The organism is Amycolatopsis sp. NPDC051758, assembly GCF_044453095.1.
GTDB lineage: Bacteria > Actinomycetota > Actinomycetes > Mycobacteriales > Pseudonocardiaceae > Amycolatopsis.
On record NZ_JBITCJ010000006.1, the window covers coordinates 208800 to 226733 of the forward strand.

Sequence of the window (17934 nt, forward strand, 5' to 3'; positions counted from 1 at the left end):
ATTCATCCTAGCTGAAGCGCGAACACCATTAATCAACGCGAGTTCGCTCTCGGCCGCGGCTGGCAGCGCGGACAGGAGAACGACGACCGGTTCATGAACGGCTCCCGCCGGATCGCCGTGCCGCACCGGCCGCACGGCAGGCCTTCCTGGCCGTACGCGTCCAGGGACCGGTCGAAGTAGCCGGACTGCCCGTTGACGTTGACGTACAGCGCGTCGAACGACGTGCCGCCCGCGCCCAGCGCCGCATTCATCACGTCCGACGCCGCCGACAGCAGCTCTCGGCCCTTCGCGAGGGTGAGCTTCTCGGTCGGCCGGGACCAGTGCAGCTTCGCGCGCCACAGTGCTTCGTCCGCGTAGATGTTTCCGATGCCCGAGACGAGCGTCTGGTCGAGCAGGGCCCGCTTGACCTCGGTGCGCCGCGACCGCAGCGCCCGCACGGCCGCGTCGAGGTCGAACGCCGGGTCCATCGGGTCACGCGCGATGTGCGCGATCGTGTCGGGCAGCAGCACGTCGCCGCCGATGTCGTGGAGGTCGTCGAGCGCCAGGCCGCCGAACGTCCGCTGGTCGACGAAGCGCAGCTCCGGGCCGTCGTCTTCGAAGCGCAGCCGCACCCGCAGGTGCTTCTCGTCCGGCGCGCCCTCGGGCTGGACGAGCATCTGCCCGCTCATCCCGAGGTGGGCCAGCAGCGCCTCCTTGTCGGACAGCTCGAGCCACAGGTACTTGCCGCGGCGCCGCGCCGCCTCGACGCGGGTGCCGTTCAGCCGCTGCGTGAAGTCCTCCGCGCCCAGCGCGTGCCGGCGGATGGCGCGCGGGTGCAGGACCTCGGCCGCGCGGATGGTCCGGCCCGCGACGTGCGCCTGGAGGCCCACGCGGACGACTTCGACCTCGGGGAGTTCGGGCATACGGCCATTGTGCCTCGCGGGTACGACAGTTTATGTCGAGGCCGGTCCGACGTCAGCCTTCACCAGTGGGACGCGGGTCGCGCCGGAGGCGAAGTACTCGTCGGCGCCGACGTCGTACACGCCGGTGCGCGCCTGCAGGTCGAAGTCCGTCCCGGCGAAGGGGTACGACCCGGCGCCGGTGTTGATCGCCGGGCTGCCCGAAGCCAGCCGGAACAGCCCGTTCGCGTCCTTGACCAGCTTCGGGTCGACGTTGCGCGACGGGATGCCCGCGGCGCCTCCGAAGGTGATGTTGCCTTCGTACTTCACCGTCGACCCGCTCGGCAGTGTCACGAGGGTGCCGGACGTCCCCTTCACGACGTTGTCCGCGACCACGCAGTCCTTCGGCTTGAAGTCGCCGCCGTCCCCGTCGATCACTTCCTTGCTGCCGAGCACGGTGTTGTAGGCGACCGTGACGCGGTCCGGGCGGTCGTGCAGCTTGCTCGTCGGGCCGCTGTCGGCCTCGTCGCCGGAGCCGAACACGATGGCGCGTCCGCCGGTGTTGGCGACGTAGTTGCCGACGACCTTGTGGTCGTTGCCGTGGAACCGGATGCCCGAGCCGAACAGCAGGTTGCCTTCGACGACGCTGCGGTTGCCGTGGCGCAGCACGATGTAGCCCACGCTGTCGCGGATCGTGTTGTACCGCACCACGTTGTCGGACGACTTGACCGAGATCGCCTCGCTGTCGCCGTCGGCCTTCTCGAAGAGGTTGTACTCGAGCAGCGCGTGCGCCGGGTACGACTGGTGGTCGCTGAGACCGAGCCGGATCGACTCGCCGCCGTTCGAGCCGGCGAACTGGTGGTTGAAGAAGTAGTTGTGGTGCACGTGGACGCGCTGCGCCATGGCTTTGCTCGGCCCCAGGATCTGCAGGAAGACACCCTGGCTGGTGCGGTTCTGGAAGACGTTGCGGTCGACCTCGGTGTCGTCCCCGCTGACGGTGACCCAGTTGCCGTCACTCGTGAGCTGGAAGTCGTTGCGGGACAACCGGTTGTGCGACGCGCCGGCAGGGATGCTCAGGGACGCGCCGTTGCGGAACTTGAAGCCCCGCAGCACCACGTTCGAGACGCCGCTCGCGAAGGAGAACGTCTTCGAGCCGGTGATCGTGGCCTTGCCGACGTGCTCGGCGGTGACCGTGACCTTGCCGACGTGCTCGGCGGTGACCGTGACCGGCGCGGACGCGGTGCCGGACCGCTTGATCGAGAGTGTCGAACTCGCCGCGTAGGAGCCGTCGGCCAGGGCGATCGTGTCGCCTGCGTTCGCCTTGTCCAGCGCGGACTGCAACGCGGACAGCGAGGTCACCCGGACGGTCTGCGCGGCCGTCGCCGCCGGTCCGGGCACGACGACCAGCGCCGCGGTGATCAGGGGAACGAAGAACAGACGCATCCGCCAGCCTCTCAGTGAGATCAAATGCGGCGGATGCCACAAAACTACTGAGCGGCGAGCGGAGCCGTCAACGCGGGTTCCCGATGATCAGGACGCGACTTTCAGGCGTCCGGCTTCTCTTCGGCCTGCTTCTGGGCCTCGATCTCGGCGGACAGCGAGCGCCAAGCCGTCTCGGCGGCCTTCTGCTCGGCTTCCTTCTTCGTCGACCCGGTGCCGTTGCCCAGCGGGCGGCCGGCCACGAGGACCGTGGCCGTGAACTCCTTGCGGTGGTCCGGCCCGGTGTCCTCGACCTTGTACTCGGGCACGCCGAAACCGGCCGACGCGGTCAGCTCCTGCAGGCTCGTCTTCCAGTCGAGACCGGCGCCGCGAAGCGGAGCTTCGGCGAGCAGGCCGTCGAAGAGGTGGTGCACGAGCTTGCGCGCGATCTCGATGCCGTGCGCGAGGTAGACGGCGCCGATCACCGCTTCCAGGCCGTCGGCGAGGATGCTCGCCTTGTCCCGGCCGCCGGTGAGCTCTTCGCCCTTGCCGAGCAGCAGGTGTGCCCCGAGCCCGCCCTCGCCGAGCCCGCGGGCGACCCGGGCCAGCGCGTGCATGTTGACCACGCTGGCACGGAGCTTCGCGAGCTGACCTTCGGGCAGGTCGGGGTGGGTGGTGTAGAGGTGATCGGTGACGACCATGCCGAGCACGGCGTCACCCAGGAACTCCAGCCGCTCGTTCGGCGGCAGACCCCCGTTTTCGTACGCGTACGAACGGTGGGTCAGCGACAGCCGGAGCAGCTCGGGGTCGAGTACGACCCCGAGCGCTTCGAGCAACGGCGCCGGATCGGCCGGAGGTCCCCCGGGCGTCTTGCCCCCCATGTCGGCTACCCGATCAGGCGGGCTCGACGACCTGGCGGCCGTTGTGCTGGCCGCACGACGGGCACGCGATGTGCTGGAGCTTCGGCTGCTTGCAGGCGCGGTTGGAGCAGGGCACCAGCTGAACCGGAGCCGCCTTCCACTGGCTGCGGCGCGCGCGCGTGTTGGATCGCGACATCTTCCGCTTCGGGACGGCCACGAGTAGATCTCCTTAAGACGGTCTGCTCGCGGTGCGAGCGAACTTCCTCCGCAACGAGCTGGGTCGCTCGTCAGGCTTGCTCAGCGGGACCCGGCGCAGGCTTCTCGCCCGCATTCTCGTCGAAGCGCTCGACCAGTGCGGCCCACCGAGGGTCTATCTTCTCATGCCCGTGTCCGGGCTCGAGATCGGCCCACTTGACGCCGCAGTCGATGCAGAGCCCGGCGCAGTCCTCGGTGCACAGCGGCGCCAGCGGCAGGGCCAGGACGACGGCGTCGCGGACGATCGGCTCGAGGTCGATCTTGTCGTCGACCAGCCGGGGGATCTCGTCCTCGTCGGTGGTCTCCTCGGTGGCCGACCCCGGATAGGCGAACAGCTCCTGGACCTCGACCTCGACCTCCTCGGTCAGCGGGTCGAGACAGCGCGCGCAGGCGCCCTTCGCGGTCGCCGTGGCGGTGCCGCTGACCAGGACGCCCTCGACGACGGACTCGAGCAGCAGGTCGAGCTTGAGTTCGGAGCCGGCTTCGATGGTGATCACGTCGGGGACGCCGAGCGGCGTCTCCACCGGCACGCTGCGCCGGACGGCGCGGCTGAGGCCGGCGTGACGGCCGAGCTCACGGGTGTCGAGCACCCAGGGGCTGCGGTCGTCGAGCTGGGGGGTCTTGTTCTCGGACATCCAGACCAGGGTACGCACAGGTCGCCACCCCTTTTGAGCTGGTCCCTCGCGGAGCGGAGCGGCCCCCGCCCTCCCTTGGGGGGCGTCCCCTGTCCAGCGTATCGGGGGCGACCGACGAAAGCCGCGAAAGCCCGCCGCAGAGCCAGAGTTGTCCCCAAGACTGCCGGGCTGTGGACAACTCGGCTCTGCGGTCAGCTGGACGGAGTCGAGATCCTCGTCACACCTGGTAGTCGTACAGCGTCGGGCGGCCGCCGCTGTTCGGGAGGTTCGACGGGGAGCGCAGGTGGTTGCGGCCCGAGTCGACCGTCCGCAGCGTGGTCGCCAGCAGCTCCGAGAACTCCGCCAGCTTCCCGTCCACATACGCGTCGCAGTCCGCGCGCTGGCGGTCGGCCTCGGCGTGGGCCTCGTCGACGATGCGGGCCGACTCGGCGTGTGCGGCCTGGACGACCTCGGTCTGCGCGACCAGGCGGGCCTGCTCGGCGCGGCCGTCCTCGATGGCGCGGTCGTAGGCGTCGCGGCCGGCCTGGATCATGCGCTCGGACTCGCCGCGGGAGCGGTCGGTGAGGTTCTGGTACTCGGCCTGGCCCGCCGCGACCGTGCGGTCGGCCTGGTCGTGCGCGTCGGCGAGCATCTGCTCCGCGCGGGCGCGGGCGTCGGCCACGATGCGCTCGGCCTCGTCGGTGGCCTCGGCGATCGCCCGCTCGGCGTCGGCGTTCGCGCCGGCGACCGTCTCGCTCGCCTCCTTGCGGGCGGCGTGGATGAGGTCGTCGCGCTTGTCCAGCACGTCCTGAGCGTCGTCGACCTCGCCCGGAAACGCGTCGCGGACGTCGTCGAGGAGCTCGAGCACGTCGCCGCGGGGCACCACGCAGCTGGACGTCATCGGGACGCCGCGCGCCTCCTCGACGATGGTGACGAGCTCGTCGAGCGCCTCGAAAACCCGGTACACGGCAACTCCAATCCCCTGTCGCTGAGATCAGTCTGCCCGTTTTCCCCGCGGAACCGGTGAACGCCACCGGCACCGGGCGTGTCCCGTGGGCCACGCCCGCGCCGGCGACGTCCCCTACCGGGCGGTGCTGCCCGGATCGGTGACGAGCGTCAGGAATTCAGGTCGATCCGCTTGAAGGTGACGTAGTGGTCCGGCGTGTAGGCGAGCTCGCCCGCCTTGCCGGAGATCACGCGGTCGTTCGTGCCGACGTTGAACAGCTTGTAGTAGCCCGACGCGCAGGCCGGGAGCACGCCTTCGCGGTTCTCGTAGGTCGTGCTGCTGGTCGCGCCGCCGCGGACGTTGTCGACCACCGTGCGAGCCGCCGCCGAGAGCTGGGAGTAGCCGATCTTCGTGAGGCCGGACAGGTCGCCGCAGGCGTGCGTCGTGCCGCCGCCGATGTCGATGACCTTGAAGGTGGCGTAGTGGTCACCGGTGTAGAAGTACTCGCCGCCGCTGCCGGTCACGATGCGGCGCGTGCCGCGGTTGCTCGAGCCGGGCGTCGGCACCGTGTACTCGTGGTAGTAGCCCGACGCGCAGGCCGGGAGGATGCCTTCCCGGTTGTCGAAGACGACGCCGTCGTTCTGCGGGTACGGGAAGGGACCCCCCTTCTGGATCAGGTTGTACGTCGTCGTCGCTTCGGCCGGCAGGGCTGAGAGCGTCGTGTGGGAGAACCCGGAGAGGTTCCCGCACGCGTTCTGCGCGGCGACGGCCGGTGAAGCCGGTGATGCTGTCACCGCTTCGGCGGCGGTGACCCCCATGGACAGTGTGGCCAGGAGCGCGAACAAGACCGCGACCAGGCGTGATCGGTAGTTGGTCATTTTCGGACCGTAACCCGGTCGAATGATCGTCAGAAGGCGGGAACGTGAACTCCGGCCGTGCGCGGCGGAAGTCCCGACGAACGTAGGGGGCCGAACGACGGGAACCGGGCGTCCCGGTCTCTTGTGGATGATCAGGCGCCGAGCTTCGGGAACTTCTCCGAGAGGCGCTCGTAGACCACCGCCGGCACCAGGTGCTGGATGTCGCCGCCGAGGGCCGCGACCTCCTTCACCAGCGAGCTGGACACGAACCCGTACGCCGGGTTGTTCGCCATCAGCAGCGTCTCGACGCCGGTGAGCTCGCGGTTCATCTGCGCCATCTGCAGCTCGTAGTCGAAGTCGCTGACCGAGCGCAGGCCCTTGGCGATCGCCGCGATGCCGTTGTCGCGGCAGTAGTCGACCAGCAGGCCTTCCCACGAGTCGATCCGGACGTTCGGCAGCTTCGCGGTGATCTCGCGGAGCATCTCCAGGCGCTCCTCGATCTCGAAGAGGCCCTTCTTGCTCTTGTTCACCCCCACCGCGACGACGACCTCGTCGAACAGCAGGGCCGCCCGCTCGATGATGTCGAGGTGCCCGTTGGTGGCCGGATCGTAGGAGCCGGGACAGACCGCACGCCGCATGGCGCGGACGCTACCGTGCCCGGCCGCGCCTCGCGCGTCCCGCGCCGGGTGGTTCACACCACAGCCGCGAACTCCGCCCAGTACACCGCGGTGTCGCCGTACTTCTTCTCCCGCGACGGCTCGAAGCCGCCCGGCCAGTCCGGCGCCCCGTCGCGGGCCGCACGCTCGACCACGACCAGCGCGGACGACCCCAGCCAGCCCCCCGCCGCCAGCGAAGCGAGCACAACGCCGAGCGCGGCCGCGTCCACGGCGTACGGCGGGTCGGCCAGCACCAGGTCGAACGGCCGGGGCGCGGGCGCCGCGACGACCGCCTCGACCTGTCCGGCCCGGACCGTGCCGCCCAGGCCCAGCGCCGAGACGTTGCCGCGCAGGACGTCCACCGCGCGCCGGTCGGCTTCGACGAACAGGGCGTCCGCGGCGCCGCGGGAAAGGGCTTCGAGACCGAGCGCGCCGGAGCCGGCGTAGAGGTCGAGGACGTGGGCGCCGTCGAGCTCGCCGGCCGTCTCCAGGGCGTTGAACAGGGCTTCCCGCACACGTTCCGACGTCGGCCGGGTGCCCTTCGGCGGCACCTTCAGCCGCCGCCCGCCCGCCGTCCCGGCCACGATCCTGGTCACCCCCCGATTGTGGAGGCAGGACACGGAGCACGGATGGCCGGGACATTGGTGAACCCGCCGCGCCCAACGCGTAGAGTCGTTCTTCGCCCTCGGAGGCGATCCAGAAGCTGTCAAGGAGCCATGCGTGTCGGAACCTCGGGTCAGACGGGCCGAGATCGCCATCGAACAAGCCCACGTCGATCGCGTGTACACCCGTCTGGACGAACTGCGCGCCCAGGCCGAGGCGATGCGCACCAAGGGCTACGAGATCGGCCAGGGCGCGCAGCGCGAGGCGATCTTCGAGCAGGCGTCGATGCTGTTCGAGCGCGACATGATGGTCTACCACGCCAACCAGACGCTGCAGACGCTCGACGCCGAGTACGAGGGCCTCGTCTTCGGCCGGCTCGACCACCTCGCGGACGCCGAGCGCGTCTACGTCGGCCGGCTCGGCATCCGCGACGCGGAGTTCGACAACCTCGTGACGGACTGGCGTGCGCCGGCCGCGGCCGCGTTCTACCAGGCCACCGCCGAAGAGCCGATGGACGTCGTGCGGCGGCGGGTGATCCGCTGCTCCGGCCAGAACGTGCTGGACGTCGACGACGACGTGCTGATGGCCGAGGCCGTGCCCGAGGACATGCAGATCGTCGGCGAAGGCGCGCTCATGGCCGCGCTGGGGCGCGCGCGCGGGGAACGCATGCGCGACATCGTCGCGACCATCCAGAAGGAGCAGGACGAGGTGATCCGGGCGCCGTGGCGCGGGGTCACCGAGATCACCGGCGGGCCGGGCACCGGCAAGACCGCCGTCGCGCTGCACCGCGCCGCCTACCTCCTCTACCGCTACCGGCGTCAGCTCGGCGGCGCCGGCGTGCTGGTGATCGGGCCGTCCGGGGTGTTCACCAGCTACATCTCGCGCGTGCTCCCGTCGATGGGTGAGACGAACGTCGAACTGCGCGCGCTCGGCGAGGTCCTCGACGGCCTCGAGGCGACGCGGCAGGACGCGGCGCCGCTGGCCGCCGTGAAGGGTTCGCTGCGGATGCGGAAGGTGCTGCTGCGCGCGCTGCGCGACACCCCGCCGGGCGCGCCGGAGGAGATGCGGATCGTCTACCGCGGCGAGGTCCTCAAGCTGAACGCGCGCGACCTGGAGAAGATCCGCCGCAAGGCGCACACGCAGGGCGCGCCGCCGAACCGGTCGCGGATCCGGGCGGCCGAGATGCTGCTGGACGCGCTCGCGGCGAAGGCCGAGGAGTACGCGAAGGCCGACGGCAAGCAGCTCGACCGGGCGGAGCTGATCACCGACCTGGGCGAGCGGATCGAGTTCCACCGGTTCCTGGTGGTGTGGTGGCCGGTGCTGTACCCGGCGCAGATCCTGAAGTGGCTGGGCGAGGAGAAGCGGCTGGCCGCCTCGGCGAAGGGTGTGCTGAGCCGACAGGAGATCTCGTTGCTGGCCGCGGACTTCGCGGACCGGTCGCGGGGCTGGTCGATCGCGGACGTGGCGCTGCTCGACGAGCTGCGGGTGCTGATCGGCCCGCCGCCGAAGCGCAAGCGGCGCCAGGTGATCGAGGTGGAGCCGGAGCGCTCCGGCGGCGCCCCGACCCGGCCGGAGCACTACGACGAGTACTCGCACGTCGTCGTCGACGAGTCGCAGGACCTGTCGCCGATGCAGTGGCGGATGGTCGGGCGGCGCGGCAAGTACGCGAGCTGGACGGTTGTCGGCGACCCGGTGCAGAGCTCGTGGCCGGACCCGGCGGAGGCGGCGCAGGCGCGCGACCAGGCGTTCGGCGTGAAGACGGCCCGACGCCGTTTCACGCTGCGGACGAACTACCGGAACTCGGCGGAGATCTTCGACCTCGCGGCGAAGGTGGTGGCCGGGCACGCGGAGTCCGGCGAGCTGCCGGTGGCGGTCCGCAAGACCGGCGTGGAGCCGGACGTGCGGCCGGTCGACCCGGCAGGCCTCGCGTCGGCGACGCAGGCGGCGGTGAAGGAGCTGCTGGGCGCGGTCGAGGGCACGGTCGGCGTCATCACGGCGATGGACCGGGTGCCGGAGGTCGCGGGCTGGCTGTCCGGCCAGGGCGACGAGCGGCTGAAGGTCGTCGGCAGCCTGGATTCGAAGGGCCTGGAGTACGACGCGGTGGTGCTCGTGGAGCCGGTCGACCTCATCACGGAGTCGACGACCGGCCGGCGGGTGCTGTACGTGGCGCTGACCCGGGCGACGCAGCAGCTGACGGTGCTGGCGTCGAACCCCGACTGGATCCCGGCGGCCTGACCACCGGCGAGCGCCCCGGCCATCCGCAGGCGCCGGACACGCTGAAGGGCCCCTTCGAGGGACGGGGGCGGGGTTCCCGTGCCCTTGAAGGAGCCCTTCAGACCCCCGGTGAGTGAACGTCGTGGGACGCAGCACGTCCGAGGGCATGTCTAGTCGATCCGGGTTGTTCGGTGTCCGCACCGGGGCACCGAACAACAACGCCGAACAACTGCTCAGGGGCAGGGTGGGGTGTAGCCGAGGCCGGGGAGGCTCGCCGTCCACTCGGCTTCGGTGATGCGGGGCGCGGCCACCGCGCAGATTCTTTCGGCCGCCCGGTCAGGATCGGCTTCCCACAACCGTACTGTGCCGTCCGCGACGGTGCCGGCCAGCGTGTGGCCGTCGGGGGCGTACCGGACCGTGTAGACACGGTCGCGTTCTTCGGGCAGCACCGCGTACGGCGACGCGCTCGCGACGTCCCACAGCCGGATCGTGCGGTCGTAGCTGCCGGACGCCAGTGTGCGGCTGTCGCCGCTGAAGGACACCGACATGACGTTGTCGGCGTGGCCGGTCAGCACCGCCGAAAGCCGCGCGTGGGCCGGGTCGGCGACGTCCCACAGCCGCACCGTGCGGTCGGCGCTCGCGGTGGCGACGTGCTTGCCGTCGGGGCTGTAGGCGACCGAGAAGATCGTGTCGGTGTGCCCTTCGAGCTTCGCGAGCGGGCGCGGGGACCGGGGCGCCGAGACGTCCCACAGCCGCGCGGTGTGGTCCCAGCCGGCGGTGGCCAGTGTCCGGCCGTCGGGGCTGAAGGCGAGCGTGTGGACGTCGTCGGCGTGGCCGTCCAGGCGGGCGATCTCCACCGGGTGCAGGCGGTCGGCGAGGTCCCAGAGCCGCGCGGTGTGGCCGTCGCCCGCGGTGGCGAGCAGCCGGCCGTCCGGGCTGAACACCACCGCGTCGACGTCGTCGTGCAGCCGGTTGAACACCACCGGCGGCCCGGGGTGGGCCGGGTCGGCGATGTCCCGCAGCGTCATCGTGTGGTCCCAGCTGCCGGTGGCCAGGGTCTGCCCGTCCGGGCTGATCGCGACGCCGCAGACCGCGTTGCCGAAGCCGCCGATCGTGGCGACGCGGCGGGGTGCGGCCGGGTCGGTGAGGTCGTGCAGCCGCACGACGTCGTCGTACCCGCCGGTGGCGAGCAGCTTCCCGGCGCGGCCGAAGTCGGCGTGGCACGTCTGCGCGGTGTGCGCGGGGATGCCGGGGCCGGGCAGGTCCCAGAGCCGGGCGGTCTGGTCGTCGCTGGCCGTGGCGAGGGTGCGGCCGTCGCGGCTGAACACCGCGGAGACGACGGCGCCGGTGTGCCCGGGCAGGGCCGGCAGCTCACGCGGCTGCCGCCCGTCGGCGACGTCCCACATCCGCGCGGTGCGGTCGAAGCCGGTGGTGGCGAGGGTGCGCCCGTCCGGGGTGAACTCGACCGAGCGGACGATCGCCTTGTGCGCGCCGAGCGACGACAGCTGCGCCGGCCGAGCCGGGTCCGTGACGTCCCACAGCCGGGCGGTCTGGTCCTGGCTCGCCGTGGCGAGGGTGTGCCCGTCGGGGCTGAACGCCACGTCGTGGACCACGTCGGTGTGCCCGGTCGCGACCCCGAGCGGACGCCGCGCGGCGACGTCCCACAGCCGCGCGGTGTGGTCGGCCGACGCGGAGGCGAGCAGCTTGCCGTCGGCGCTGAAGGCGAGGTTGTTGACGTACGACGTGTGCCCGGTCAGCTCCCCCGCCGGCTGCGGGCGGGCCGCGTCGGCGGTGTTGTAGAACCGGAGCGTGCCCTCGACGTCGCCGGTCGCCAGCAGCGGGCCCACCGGGCTGAACGCGACCGCGTACGCCTTGCCTTCATGCTGCTCGACAACCACGCCGGGGCCCGGGCGGGCCGGGTCGGTGACGTCCCAGACGCGGACGGTGCCGTCGAACCCGGCGGTCGCGACGCTCCGGCCGTCGGCGGCGAAGGCGACGGAGTTGACGTTGCCGGTGTGCCCGGTGAGGACGCCCAGCGGCGCCGGGTGGTGCGGGTCGTGGACGTCCCACAGCCGGGCCGTGCCGTCCCAGCTGGCGGTGGCGAGCACCTGGCCGTCCGGGCGGAGGGAGACGGTGTTGACCCGGCCGGTGTGCCCGGTGAGCCGGGTCGAGTACGGCGCCCCGAAAACGCCGAGCACGCTGCTGCGCGCTTCGGTGCTCGGGTCGAGGCGGTACGCGGCGAGCGCGAGCTGCGCGGCCAGCGCGGGGTTGGTGGCGCGCATGGCCCGCGCCTGGCCGGCGACCTTCTGGGCGAGCGCACTGTTGCGCTGGTCGGTGGCCGTGGTCTCGGCGCGCACGGCGTAGACGGACGCGGCCACGGCGACGACCAGCAGCACCGCGAGCAGCGCGACGAGCTGCCGCAGCCGTCGTGTCCGGCGGCGGTCGCGCTCCTGTTCGGCGTGTTCGACGGCGAGGCTGGCGTCGAGGAAACGCCGTTCGCGCTGGGACAGCGCGGTGTCCTGGCGCGCGGCCCACTCCCGCGCGATGGCGAGCCGGGTGCCGCGGTAGAGCCAGCCCGGGTCCTCTTCGACGGACTCCCAGGCGTCGGTCGCTTCGGTGAGCTGCCGGTGCACACGCAGGCCTTCGCGGTCCTGGGTGAGCCACTCCCGCAGGCGCGGCCAGCCGCGGATGAGCGCCTCGTGCGCGATCTCGATGCCGGTGTCGTCGAGGGTGACCAGCCGCGCCGCGGCCAGCTCGCCGAGCACCACGGCGGTGTCCTCGTCGTCGGTGTCGAGCTCGGCACGGCTGATCCGGCGCTTCGTGTCTTCGGTGCCTTCGCCGAGCGCGGTCATCCGCAGGAAGATCTGCCGCGCCAGCCGCTGCTGACGCGCTGAGAACGTCGCGAACGTGCCTTCCGAAGTCTGCGCGACGGCTCGCTCGATACCGCCGGTGGATTCGTAACCGGCCAGGGTGAGCGTGGTGCCGCGGCGCCGCCGCCACGTCTCCAGCAGCGCGTGCGACAGCAGCGGCAGCACACCGGGCTGGCCGGTGGCGTCCGCGACCAGCCGTGAGACGAGCGCGTTCTCGACGCGGTACCCGGCGTCGACGGCGGGCCGCGAGATCGCCAGCCGGAGCTCTTCGGTGGTCATCGGGCCGACCAGGACCTGCGCGTCCTGCATGGCTTCGGCGAGTTCCGCGTGGCGCGCGCAGTGGGTGTAGAAGTCGGTGCGGATGCCGAGCACCACCTGCGTGCGGCTGCCGGGTTCGGTGGTCGCCGTGACGAGCGCGGCCAAGAACTGCGCGCGTTCCCGGTCGTCCTGGCAGAGCGTGAACACCTCTTCGAACTGGTCCACGATCAGCACGACGTCGGTGTCGTCGGCTTCGGCCAGCTGCCGGGCGGCGAGCCCGAGGTTGCGCGGGTGCGCGCCGAAGTCGTCGAGCAGCGCGCCGGGGGCGACACCGAGCGCGGCGGCGAACTTGACCGCGCACTCCTGCAGCGGCCGGGCGCCCGGGGTGAGCAGCACCACCGGGCCCTTGACCGCGGGCAGCAGGCCGGCCCGCAGCAGCGACGACTTGCCCGAGCCGGACGCGCCGAGCACGGCGAGAAAACGTTTTCCCGATAGGCGCGCGACGAGCTTTTCGATCAGCCGTTCCCGGCCGAAGAATCGGCCGGCGTCGGCCGGGGTGAATGCGCCCAGCCCGACGTACGGGGGAATTTCCCCGGATTCCGGCGGGGGTGGTGAACCGGCACCCTCCCCGCGTGACTCTTCGGCGACGGCGTGCCAGCGTTCTTCCCATTCACCGGGAACACCGCCGCAGGCCCGGACGTAGGCCAAAGTGACCGCCAGGCTGGGGAGTTTGCGCCCGCCGGCGGCCTCCGAAAGCGTGCCGGCCGAGTAGTGCGCGCGCCGGCCGAGCTCGCGGTACGTCGGATTCCCGGCACTCTCCCGCAACCGCCGGAGATCGGCGGCGAATTCGATCAGCGGATCGTCGCCGGGATCCAAGGGTCGCTCCGGACGCGGCACCCGTCCTCCTGTTTCCGCCGGTTTTCCGATCACGGTATCGGGTCCGGCGCCGGCTCACGCGCGGTCGGGGAAATCCAGCCCGCGACGGACGGATTCGCGGTCCACACGCAGTTCCACGAGCAGATCGGCCGCCGGATCCGGGGACGTCAGCTTCAGCAGCTCGCGCACCAGCTCCGCCGGGTCCCTCGGCCGCGGTGTCCCGCGGATCGCGCTGGTGACCACCGCGCGTGCGCCGGACGTCAGCGCCCCCGGGGTCAGCTTTCCGCCCCGCACCGGAACCTGCGCCGGACGCAGCCCTTCGACCTCGATGCCGAGCGCCGCGAGGGCGGCCCGGTCGAGCCGGTCGAGGGCGGCGCGGGCGTTCTCCAGGCCGACGCCGAAAGCACGGGCGCAGTCCGGGTCGTGGAGCAGGCCGAGCAGCAGGTGTTCGGTGCCGAGGCGCCGGTCGCCGCGGCGGCGGGACTCCGCCAGCGCCGCCGTCACCACCGCCGCGAACGGGCTCTTGGTGATCAGCCGGTCGAGCACCACGGCCTCACTTCCCGGACTTCCCGTATTTCGTGTGCACGGACTGCCGGGCGACGCCGAGCGCGTCCCCGATCTGCTCCCACGACCAGCCGCGTTCCCGGGCGTGCGCGACGGCGGCCGCCTCGACCTGCTCGGCGAGCCGGTGCAGGGCGCCGACCGCCCGCAGCGCGACCGCGGGGTCGGCGGCTTCGACCCGCCCGGAAAGCTCTTCCGCCTCCATGGCTTGTCAGTCTAGTCTGACAGTGAGACGTCAGTTCAAACTGACACAGGGAGGGCGTTATGGATGTCGTGGTGGTCGGGGCGGGTCCGGTGGGCCTGATGCTGGCGGCGGAGCTGCGGCTCGGCGGGGCCGGGGTGGTGGTCCTGGACCGGCGGGCCACGCCGGACGAGCGGCCGCGGGCGAACGGGCTCGCCGGCCGGATCGTCGAGCAGCTGGACCACCGGGGATTGCTGGACCCCTTCCGGGCCGAGGCCGCGTTCACCGGCCCGGTCCCCGGGTTCCCGTTCGGGCCCGTGCCCCTGAACTTCGCCGGCCTGGACACACCCGTGCGCGGCCTGATGCTGCAGCAGCCGCGGATGGAGGCCCTGCTGGCCGCCCGCGCGACCGAGGTCGGCGCCGAGATCCGGCGGGGCCACGAGCTGGTGGACCTCGGCACGGTCCGAGGCCCGGACGGCTCATATCCGCTGGCGGCGCAGTACGTCGTCGGCTGCGACGGTGCGCACAGCCGCGTCCGCGAGCTGGCCGGGATCGGGTTCCCCGGCACCACCGACAACGAGCTGATGCGGCTCGGGCACTTCCGGGCCGACCTCTCCCTCTTCACGACGACGGCGGGCGTCGAGCGCGGCTGGAACCGCCGGCCCGGCGGCCGGGTGCTGGTGACGTCGCTGACACCCGGCGTCGTGATCGCCGGCGTCCGGGAAGTGGCGCCGGAGCCGCCCGGCGAGCCGACGCTCGAGGAGTTCCGGGACGCCGTCCGGCGAGTGCTCGGCGCGGACCTGCCGCTGGGCGAACCGCTCTGGCTGTCGCGGACGGTCAGCTCGGCACGGCTCGCCGAGCGGTACCGCGCCGGGCGCGTGCTGCTGGCCGGCGACGCCGCGCACCTCTTCCCGGCCGGCGGCTCGTCACTCAACGTCGGGCTGCTCGACGCGGTCAACCTCGGCTGGAAGCTCGCCGCCGTCGTGCGGGGGGACGCTCCTTCCGCACTGCTGGACAGCTACCACGCGGAACGGCACCCGGTGGCGGCGCGGACGTTGACGCAGACCCGCGTCCAAGCCCTCCTCGACCGCCTGACCGGCGAAGACGGCGACGCGCTGCGAACGCTCTTCGGCGAACTGGCCGCCCTTCCGCCGGCGACGCGGCACCTGGCCGGGCTGCTGCGGGACGCCGACGACCTGCCGTACGTCCCGGACCTGCCGCTGACCGTCGGCGGCCGGGCCACCCGCGTGGCCGAGATCATGCGCGCGGCGCGTCCGGTGCTGTTCGACTTCGCCGACCGCGCCGACCTGCGGGAAGCCGCGGGACCGGACGTGAAGATCGTCACGGCGGCCTGCCCGGACGCCCCGGCCGACGCGCTTTTCGTGCGTCCGGACGGCGTCGTCTCGTGGCGCGGCGACGATCCCGCGGCGTTGCGGGAAGTTCTGGCGGCACCGGGGCGTTGACCCCGGTTGTGAGCTCACTGCCTGACGTGCCGCTGTCCGTGCTCGACCTGTCCCCCGTGTCCGAGGGGAACACCGTCGGCGAGACCCTGCGCCACACCCTCGACCTCGCCCGTGCCGCGGAGCGGCTGGGCTACCACCGCTACTGGCTGGCCGAGCACCACAACATGCCCGGCATCGCCAGCTCGGCGACGGCCGTGCTGATCGGCCACGTCGCCGACGCCACCGAGCGGATCCGCGTCGGCTCGGGCGGCGTCATGCTGCCCAACCACGCGCCGCTGGTGGTCGCCGAGCAGTTCGGAACCCTGGAGGCGTTCCACCCGGGGCGCATCGACCTCGGCATCGGCCGCGCCCCCGGCACCGACCAGCGGACGGCGCTCGCCCTGCGCGGGCCCGGCGGGCTGTCCGCGGAGAACTTCCCGGAGCACCTGCAGGAGCTGATCGGCTACTTCACCCATTCGGAGGCCCGCGGGGTCAACGCGGTGGTGGCCGAGGGCAACCAGCCGCCGGTGTGGCTGCTCGGCTCGAGCGGCTTCAGCGCCCAGCTCGCCGGGCGGCTCGGGCTGCCGTTCTCCTTCGCGCACCACTTCGCGGCGGAGAACACGATCCCGGCCGTGCAGCTCTACCGGGAGAACTTCCAGCCGTCCTCGGTGCTCGACGAGCCGTACGTGATGCTCGGGGCGTCCGTGGTCGCCGCCGAGACCGACGACCGCGCGCAGTTCCTCGCCGGGCCGTCCGGCCTGACGTTCCTCAGCCTCCGCCGCGGCCGCCCGATCGCGCTGCCGACACCGGAGGAAGCCGCGGAGTACCCGTACACCGAGATGGACCGCGCGTTCCTCGCCGACCGCTTCGGCTCGAGCATCATCGGCTCGCCCGAGACCGTCCACAAGGGACTCCAGCAGCTGCTCGACGACACCGGCGCGAACGAGCTGATGATCACGACGATGGTCCACGGCCACGAGGACCGGGTCCGTTCGTACGAGCTGATCGCCGGCCTCAAGTCCTGACCCGTCCCAGACGGTCGGCTCGCGTACCCAGAGGGTCGGCTCGCGTACTCAGAGGGTCGGCTCACCAGCCGACCCTCCAGGTACGCGAGCCGACCCTTCGGGTACGCGTGCCGTCCGTTCCCGCACGTCACAAATCGGACGACACGCGTACGGGGATGGACGACTCGCGTATCCCGACGGACGACTCGAGTACCTGGACGGACGACACAGCGGGGCCTACCCTGCCCGCCGTGTCGTCCACCTGGGTACGCGTGTCGTCTTTCCGGGTGCGCGCGTCGGCCGGGCGAGTGCGCGTGCCGGTGAGCGGGAATGGTCATCTCCGCGCACACCGCAAACAGCTCCCGCACCCGGGACGGGAATTTCTTTTCCTCCGTTGACAACAAGATCGGGCCCGGTTGTCAGCACCGGACAAGAAATGCGCGGTTACCAGCCCGTGACCGCGTGATCGTGCTCAAGTTCTTGTCTCCCAGCATGGCCGTGGTTAGCGTACCGACCAGTAGGAAACGGCACGGTGACCCCCGAGACCGTGAATGGCCGACAATTGTTACCCCGTTCGGACCATTTCCCCTTGCTCGACTCGGGTGTATTCGACGTGCCGTCGAAACCGCTGGGGAGGCACACGAATGGCCGAACGGACGACGACGGCGTCGTTCCCCGGGGCCGCCGCGCTGCGGCAGACCGGGCGGCTCTACGGGCTCGGGCTGGACGTCGTCCGGCTGACGTTCCGCCGCCCGTTCCAGCTGCGTGAGCTGATCCAGCAGTTCTGGTTCATCGCGAGCGTGTCGATCCTGCCGACGGCCCTGGTGTCGATCCCGTTCGGCGCGGTGATCGCGCTGCACATCGGGTCGCTGACCACGCAGATCGGCGCGCAGTCCTTCACCGGCGCGGCGAGCGTGCTGGCGATCATCCAGCAGGCCAGCCCGATCGTCACCGCGCTGCTCATCGCCGGCGCCGGCGGCAGCGCGATGTGCGCCGACCTCGGCGCGCGCACCATCCGGGAAGAGATCGACGCCATGGAGGTCCTCGGCGTCTCGCCGGTCCAGCGGCTGATCGTGCCGCGGGTGCTCGCCGCGATGGGGGTCGCGGTCTTCCTCAACGGCATGGTGAGCGTCGTCGGTGTGCTCGGCGGTTACTTCTTCAACGTCATCATGCAGAACGGCACCCCCGGCGCCTACCTGGCCAGCTTCTCCGCCCTCGCCCAGCTCCCCGACCTGTGGATCAGCGAGATCAAGGCGCTCATCTTCGGTTTTGTCGCCGGGGTCGTCGCCGCCTACCGCGGGCTCAACCCGAAGGGCGGACCGAAAGGTGTCGGTGACGCCGTGAACCAGTCCGTGGTCATCACGTTCCTGCTGCTGTTCGTGCTGAACCTGGTGCTCACCACGGTGTACCTGCAGCTCGTGCCGCCCAAGGGGAGCTGAT

The 17934-nt window shown here is 71.7% G+C and carries 16 protein-coding genes; 4 read left to right on the plus strand and 12 right to left on the minus strand.

Annotated features, from left to right (window positions below):
- Nucleotides 1-32 precede the first annotated feature (32 nt).
- From mutM to rsmD, 9 genes are all read right to left on the minus strand, one after another.
- Entirely contained in the window at nt 33-902 is an 870-nt protein-coding gene (gene mutM, locus ACIA5G_RS28275; protein WP_395928441.1) for a bifunctional DNA-formamidopyrimidine glycosylase/DNA-(apurinic or apyrimidinic site) lyase, read from the minus strand.
- A gap of 30 nt (nt 903-932) precedes the next feature.
- On the minus strand, nt 933-2321 hold the full coding sequence (locus tag ACIA5G_RS28280; RefSeq protein WP_395928443.1) for a polysaccharide lyase 6 family protein: 1389 nt from the start codon (nt 2319-2321) through the stop codon (nt 933-935).
- 101 nt (nt 2322-2422) lie between these two features.
- A complete protein-coding gene (gene rnc, locus ACIA5G_RS28285) occupies nt 2423-3178 on the minus strand; it encodes a ribonuclease III (protein ID WP_395928445.1) in 756 nt (251 codons plus the stop codon).
- A 13-nt stretch (nt 3179-3191) separates the two neighbouring features.
- The gene (gene rpmF, locus ACIA5G_RS28290; RefSeq protein WP_247062158.1) at nt 3192-3374 is read right to left on the minus strand and encodes a 50S ribosomal protein L32; all 183 of its coding nucleotides are present in this window, start codon (nt 3372-3374) and stop codon (nt 3192-3194) included.
- Nucleotides 3375-3444: 70 nt separating this feature from the next.
- Nucleotides 3445-4047 (minus strand): YceD family protein, encoded by a 603-nt coding sequence (locus tag ACIA5G_RS28295; RefSeq protein WP_395928448.1) that lies wholly within the window; start codon nt 4045-4047, stop codon nt 3445-3447.
- Nucleotides 4048-4264: 217 nt separating this feature from the next.
- Nucleotides 4265-4993, minus strand: a complete 729-nt coding sequence (locus ACIA5G_RS28300) for a DivIVA domain-containing protein (protein ID WP_395928450.1) — start codon at nt 4991-4993, stop codon at nt 4265-4267.
- 149 nt (nt 4994-5142) lie between these two features.
- On the minus strand, nt 5143-5850 hold the full coding sequence (locus ACIA5G_RS28305) for a ribonuclease domain-containing protein (protein ID WP_395928452.1): 708 nt from the start codon (nt 5848-5850) through the stop codon (nt 5143-5145).
- A 131-nt stretch (nt 5851-5981) separates the two neighbouring features.
- Nucleotides 5982-6467: a pantetheine-phosphate adenylyltransferase gene (gene coaD, locus ACIA5G_RS28310; RefSeq protein ID WP_395928454.1), complete on the minus strand. Its 486-nt coding sequence runs from the start codon at nt 6465-6467 to the stop codon at nt 5982-5984.
- A gap of 53 nt (nt 6468-6520) precedes the next feature.
- Complete coding sequence (gene rsmD, locus ACIA5G_RS28315) at nt 6521-7081, minus strand: 16S rRNA (guanine(966)-N(2))-methyltransferase RsmD (protein ID WP_395928457.1); 561 nt, start codon at nt 7079-7081, stop codon at nt 6521-6523.
- A gap of 124 nt (nt 7082-7205) precedes the next feature.
- On the opposite strand from rsmD, the gene ACIA5G_RS28320 reads away from it, so the two are divergent.
- Nucleotides 7206-9323: a HelD family protein gene (locus ACIA5G_RS28320; protein ID WP_395928459.1), complete on the plus strand. Its 2118-nt coding sequence runs from the start codon at nt 7206-7208 to the stop codon at nt 9321-9323.
- Nucleotides 9324-9535: 212 nt separating this feature from the next.
- Here ACIA5G_RS28320 and ACIA5G_RS28325 read toward each other — a convergent pair whose 3' ends face one another.
- The 3 genes from ACIA5G_RS28325 to ACIA5G_RS28335 form a co-directional block, all read right to left on the minus strand.
- Nucleotides 9536-13306: a hypothetical protein gene (locus ACIA5G_RS28325; protein WP_395929259.1), complete on the minus strand. Its 3771-nt coding sequence runs from the start codon at nt 13304-13306 to the stop codon at nt 9536-9538.
- 75 nt (nt 13307-13381) lie between these two features.
- Nucleotides 13382-13855, minus strand: a complete 474-nt coding sequence (locus tag ACIA5G_RS28330; protein WP_395928461.1) for a Clp protease N-terminal domain-containing protein — start codon at nt 13853-13855, stop codon at nt 13382-13384.
- 4 nt (nt 13856-13859) lie between these two features.
- On the minus strand, nt 13860-14072 hold the full coding sequence (locus tag ACIA5G_RS28335; RefSeq protein ID WP_395928463.1) for a hypothetical protein: 213 nt from the start codon (nt 14070-14072) through the stop codon (nt 13860-13862).
- A gap of 59 nt (nt 14073-14131) precedes the next feature.
- Between ACIA5G_RS28335 and ACIA5G_RS28340 the strand changes: the two genes are divergently transcribed.
- The 3 genes from ACIA5G_RS28340 to ACIA5G_RS28350 all read left to right on the plus strand — a co-directional run bounded on the left by ACIA5G_RS28340 (nt 14132) and on the right by ACIA5G_RS28350 (nt 17933).
- Nucleotides 14132-15511: an FAD-dependent monooxygenase gene (locus tag ACIA5G_RS28340; protein WP_395928465.1), complete on the plus strand. Its 1380-nt coding sequence runs from the start codon at nt 14132-14134 to the stop codon at nt 15509-15511.
- A gap of 8 nt (nt 15512-15519) precedes the next feature.
- Nucleotides 15520-16515, plus strand: coding sequence for an LLM class flavin-dependent oxidoreductase (locus tag ACIA5G_RS28345; RefSeq protein ID WP_395928467.1), 996 nt, complete (start codon nt 15520-15522; stop codon nt 16513-16515).
- A gap of 623 nt (nt 16516-17138) precedes the next feature.
- Nucleotides 17139-17933, plus strand: a complete 795-nt coding sequence (locus tag ACIA5G_RS28350; RefSeq protein WP_395928469.1) for an MlaE family ABC transporter permease — start codon at nt 17139-17141, stop codon at nt 17931-17933.
- Nucleotide 17934 lies beyond the last annotated feature (1 nt).

Excerpts from the sequence above, each read along its gene's own strand:
- ACIA5G_RS28280 (WP_395928443.1), bottom strand. The coding sequence starts at position 2,321 with ATGCGTCTGTTCTTCGTTCCCCTGATCACCGCGGCGCTGGTCGTCGTG.
- mutM (WP_395928441.1), bottom strand. The coding sequence starts at position 902 with ATGCCCGAACTCCCCGAGGTCGAAGTCGTCCGCGTGGGCCTCCAGGCG.
- coaD (WP_395928454.1), bottom strand. The coding sequence starts at position 6,467 with ATGCGGCGTGCGGTCTGTCCCGGCTCCTACGATCCGGCCACCAACGGG.
- rnc (WP_395928445.1), bottom strand. The coding sequence starts at position 3,178 with ATGGGGGGCAAGACGCCCGGGGGACCTCCGGCCGATCCGGCGCCGTTG.
- ACIA5G_RS28350 (WP_395928469.1), top strand. The coding sequence starts at position 17,139 with ATGGCCGAACGGACGACGACGGCGTCGTTCCCCGGGGCCGCCGCGCTG.
- ACIA5G_RS28305 (WP_395928452.1), bottom strand. The coding sequence starts at position 5,850 with ATGACCAACTACCGATCACGCCTGGTCGCGGTCTTGTTCGCGCTCCTG.
- ACIA5G_RS28295 (WP_395928448.1), bottom strand. The coding sequence starts at position 4,047 with ATGTCCGAGAACAAGACCCCCCAGCTCGACGACCGCAGCCCCTGGGTG.
- ACIA5G_RS28335 (WP_395928463.1), bottom strand. The coding sequence starts at position 14,072 with ATGGAGGCGGAAGAGCTTTCCGGGCGGGTCGAAGCCGCCGACCCCGCG.
- ACIA5G_RS28340 (WP_395928465.1), top strand. The coding sequence starts at position 14,132 with ATGGATGTCGTGGTGGTCGGGGCGGGTCCGGTGGGCCTGATGCTGGCG.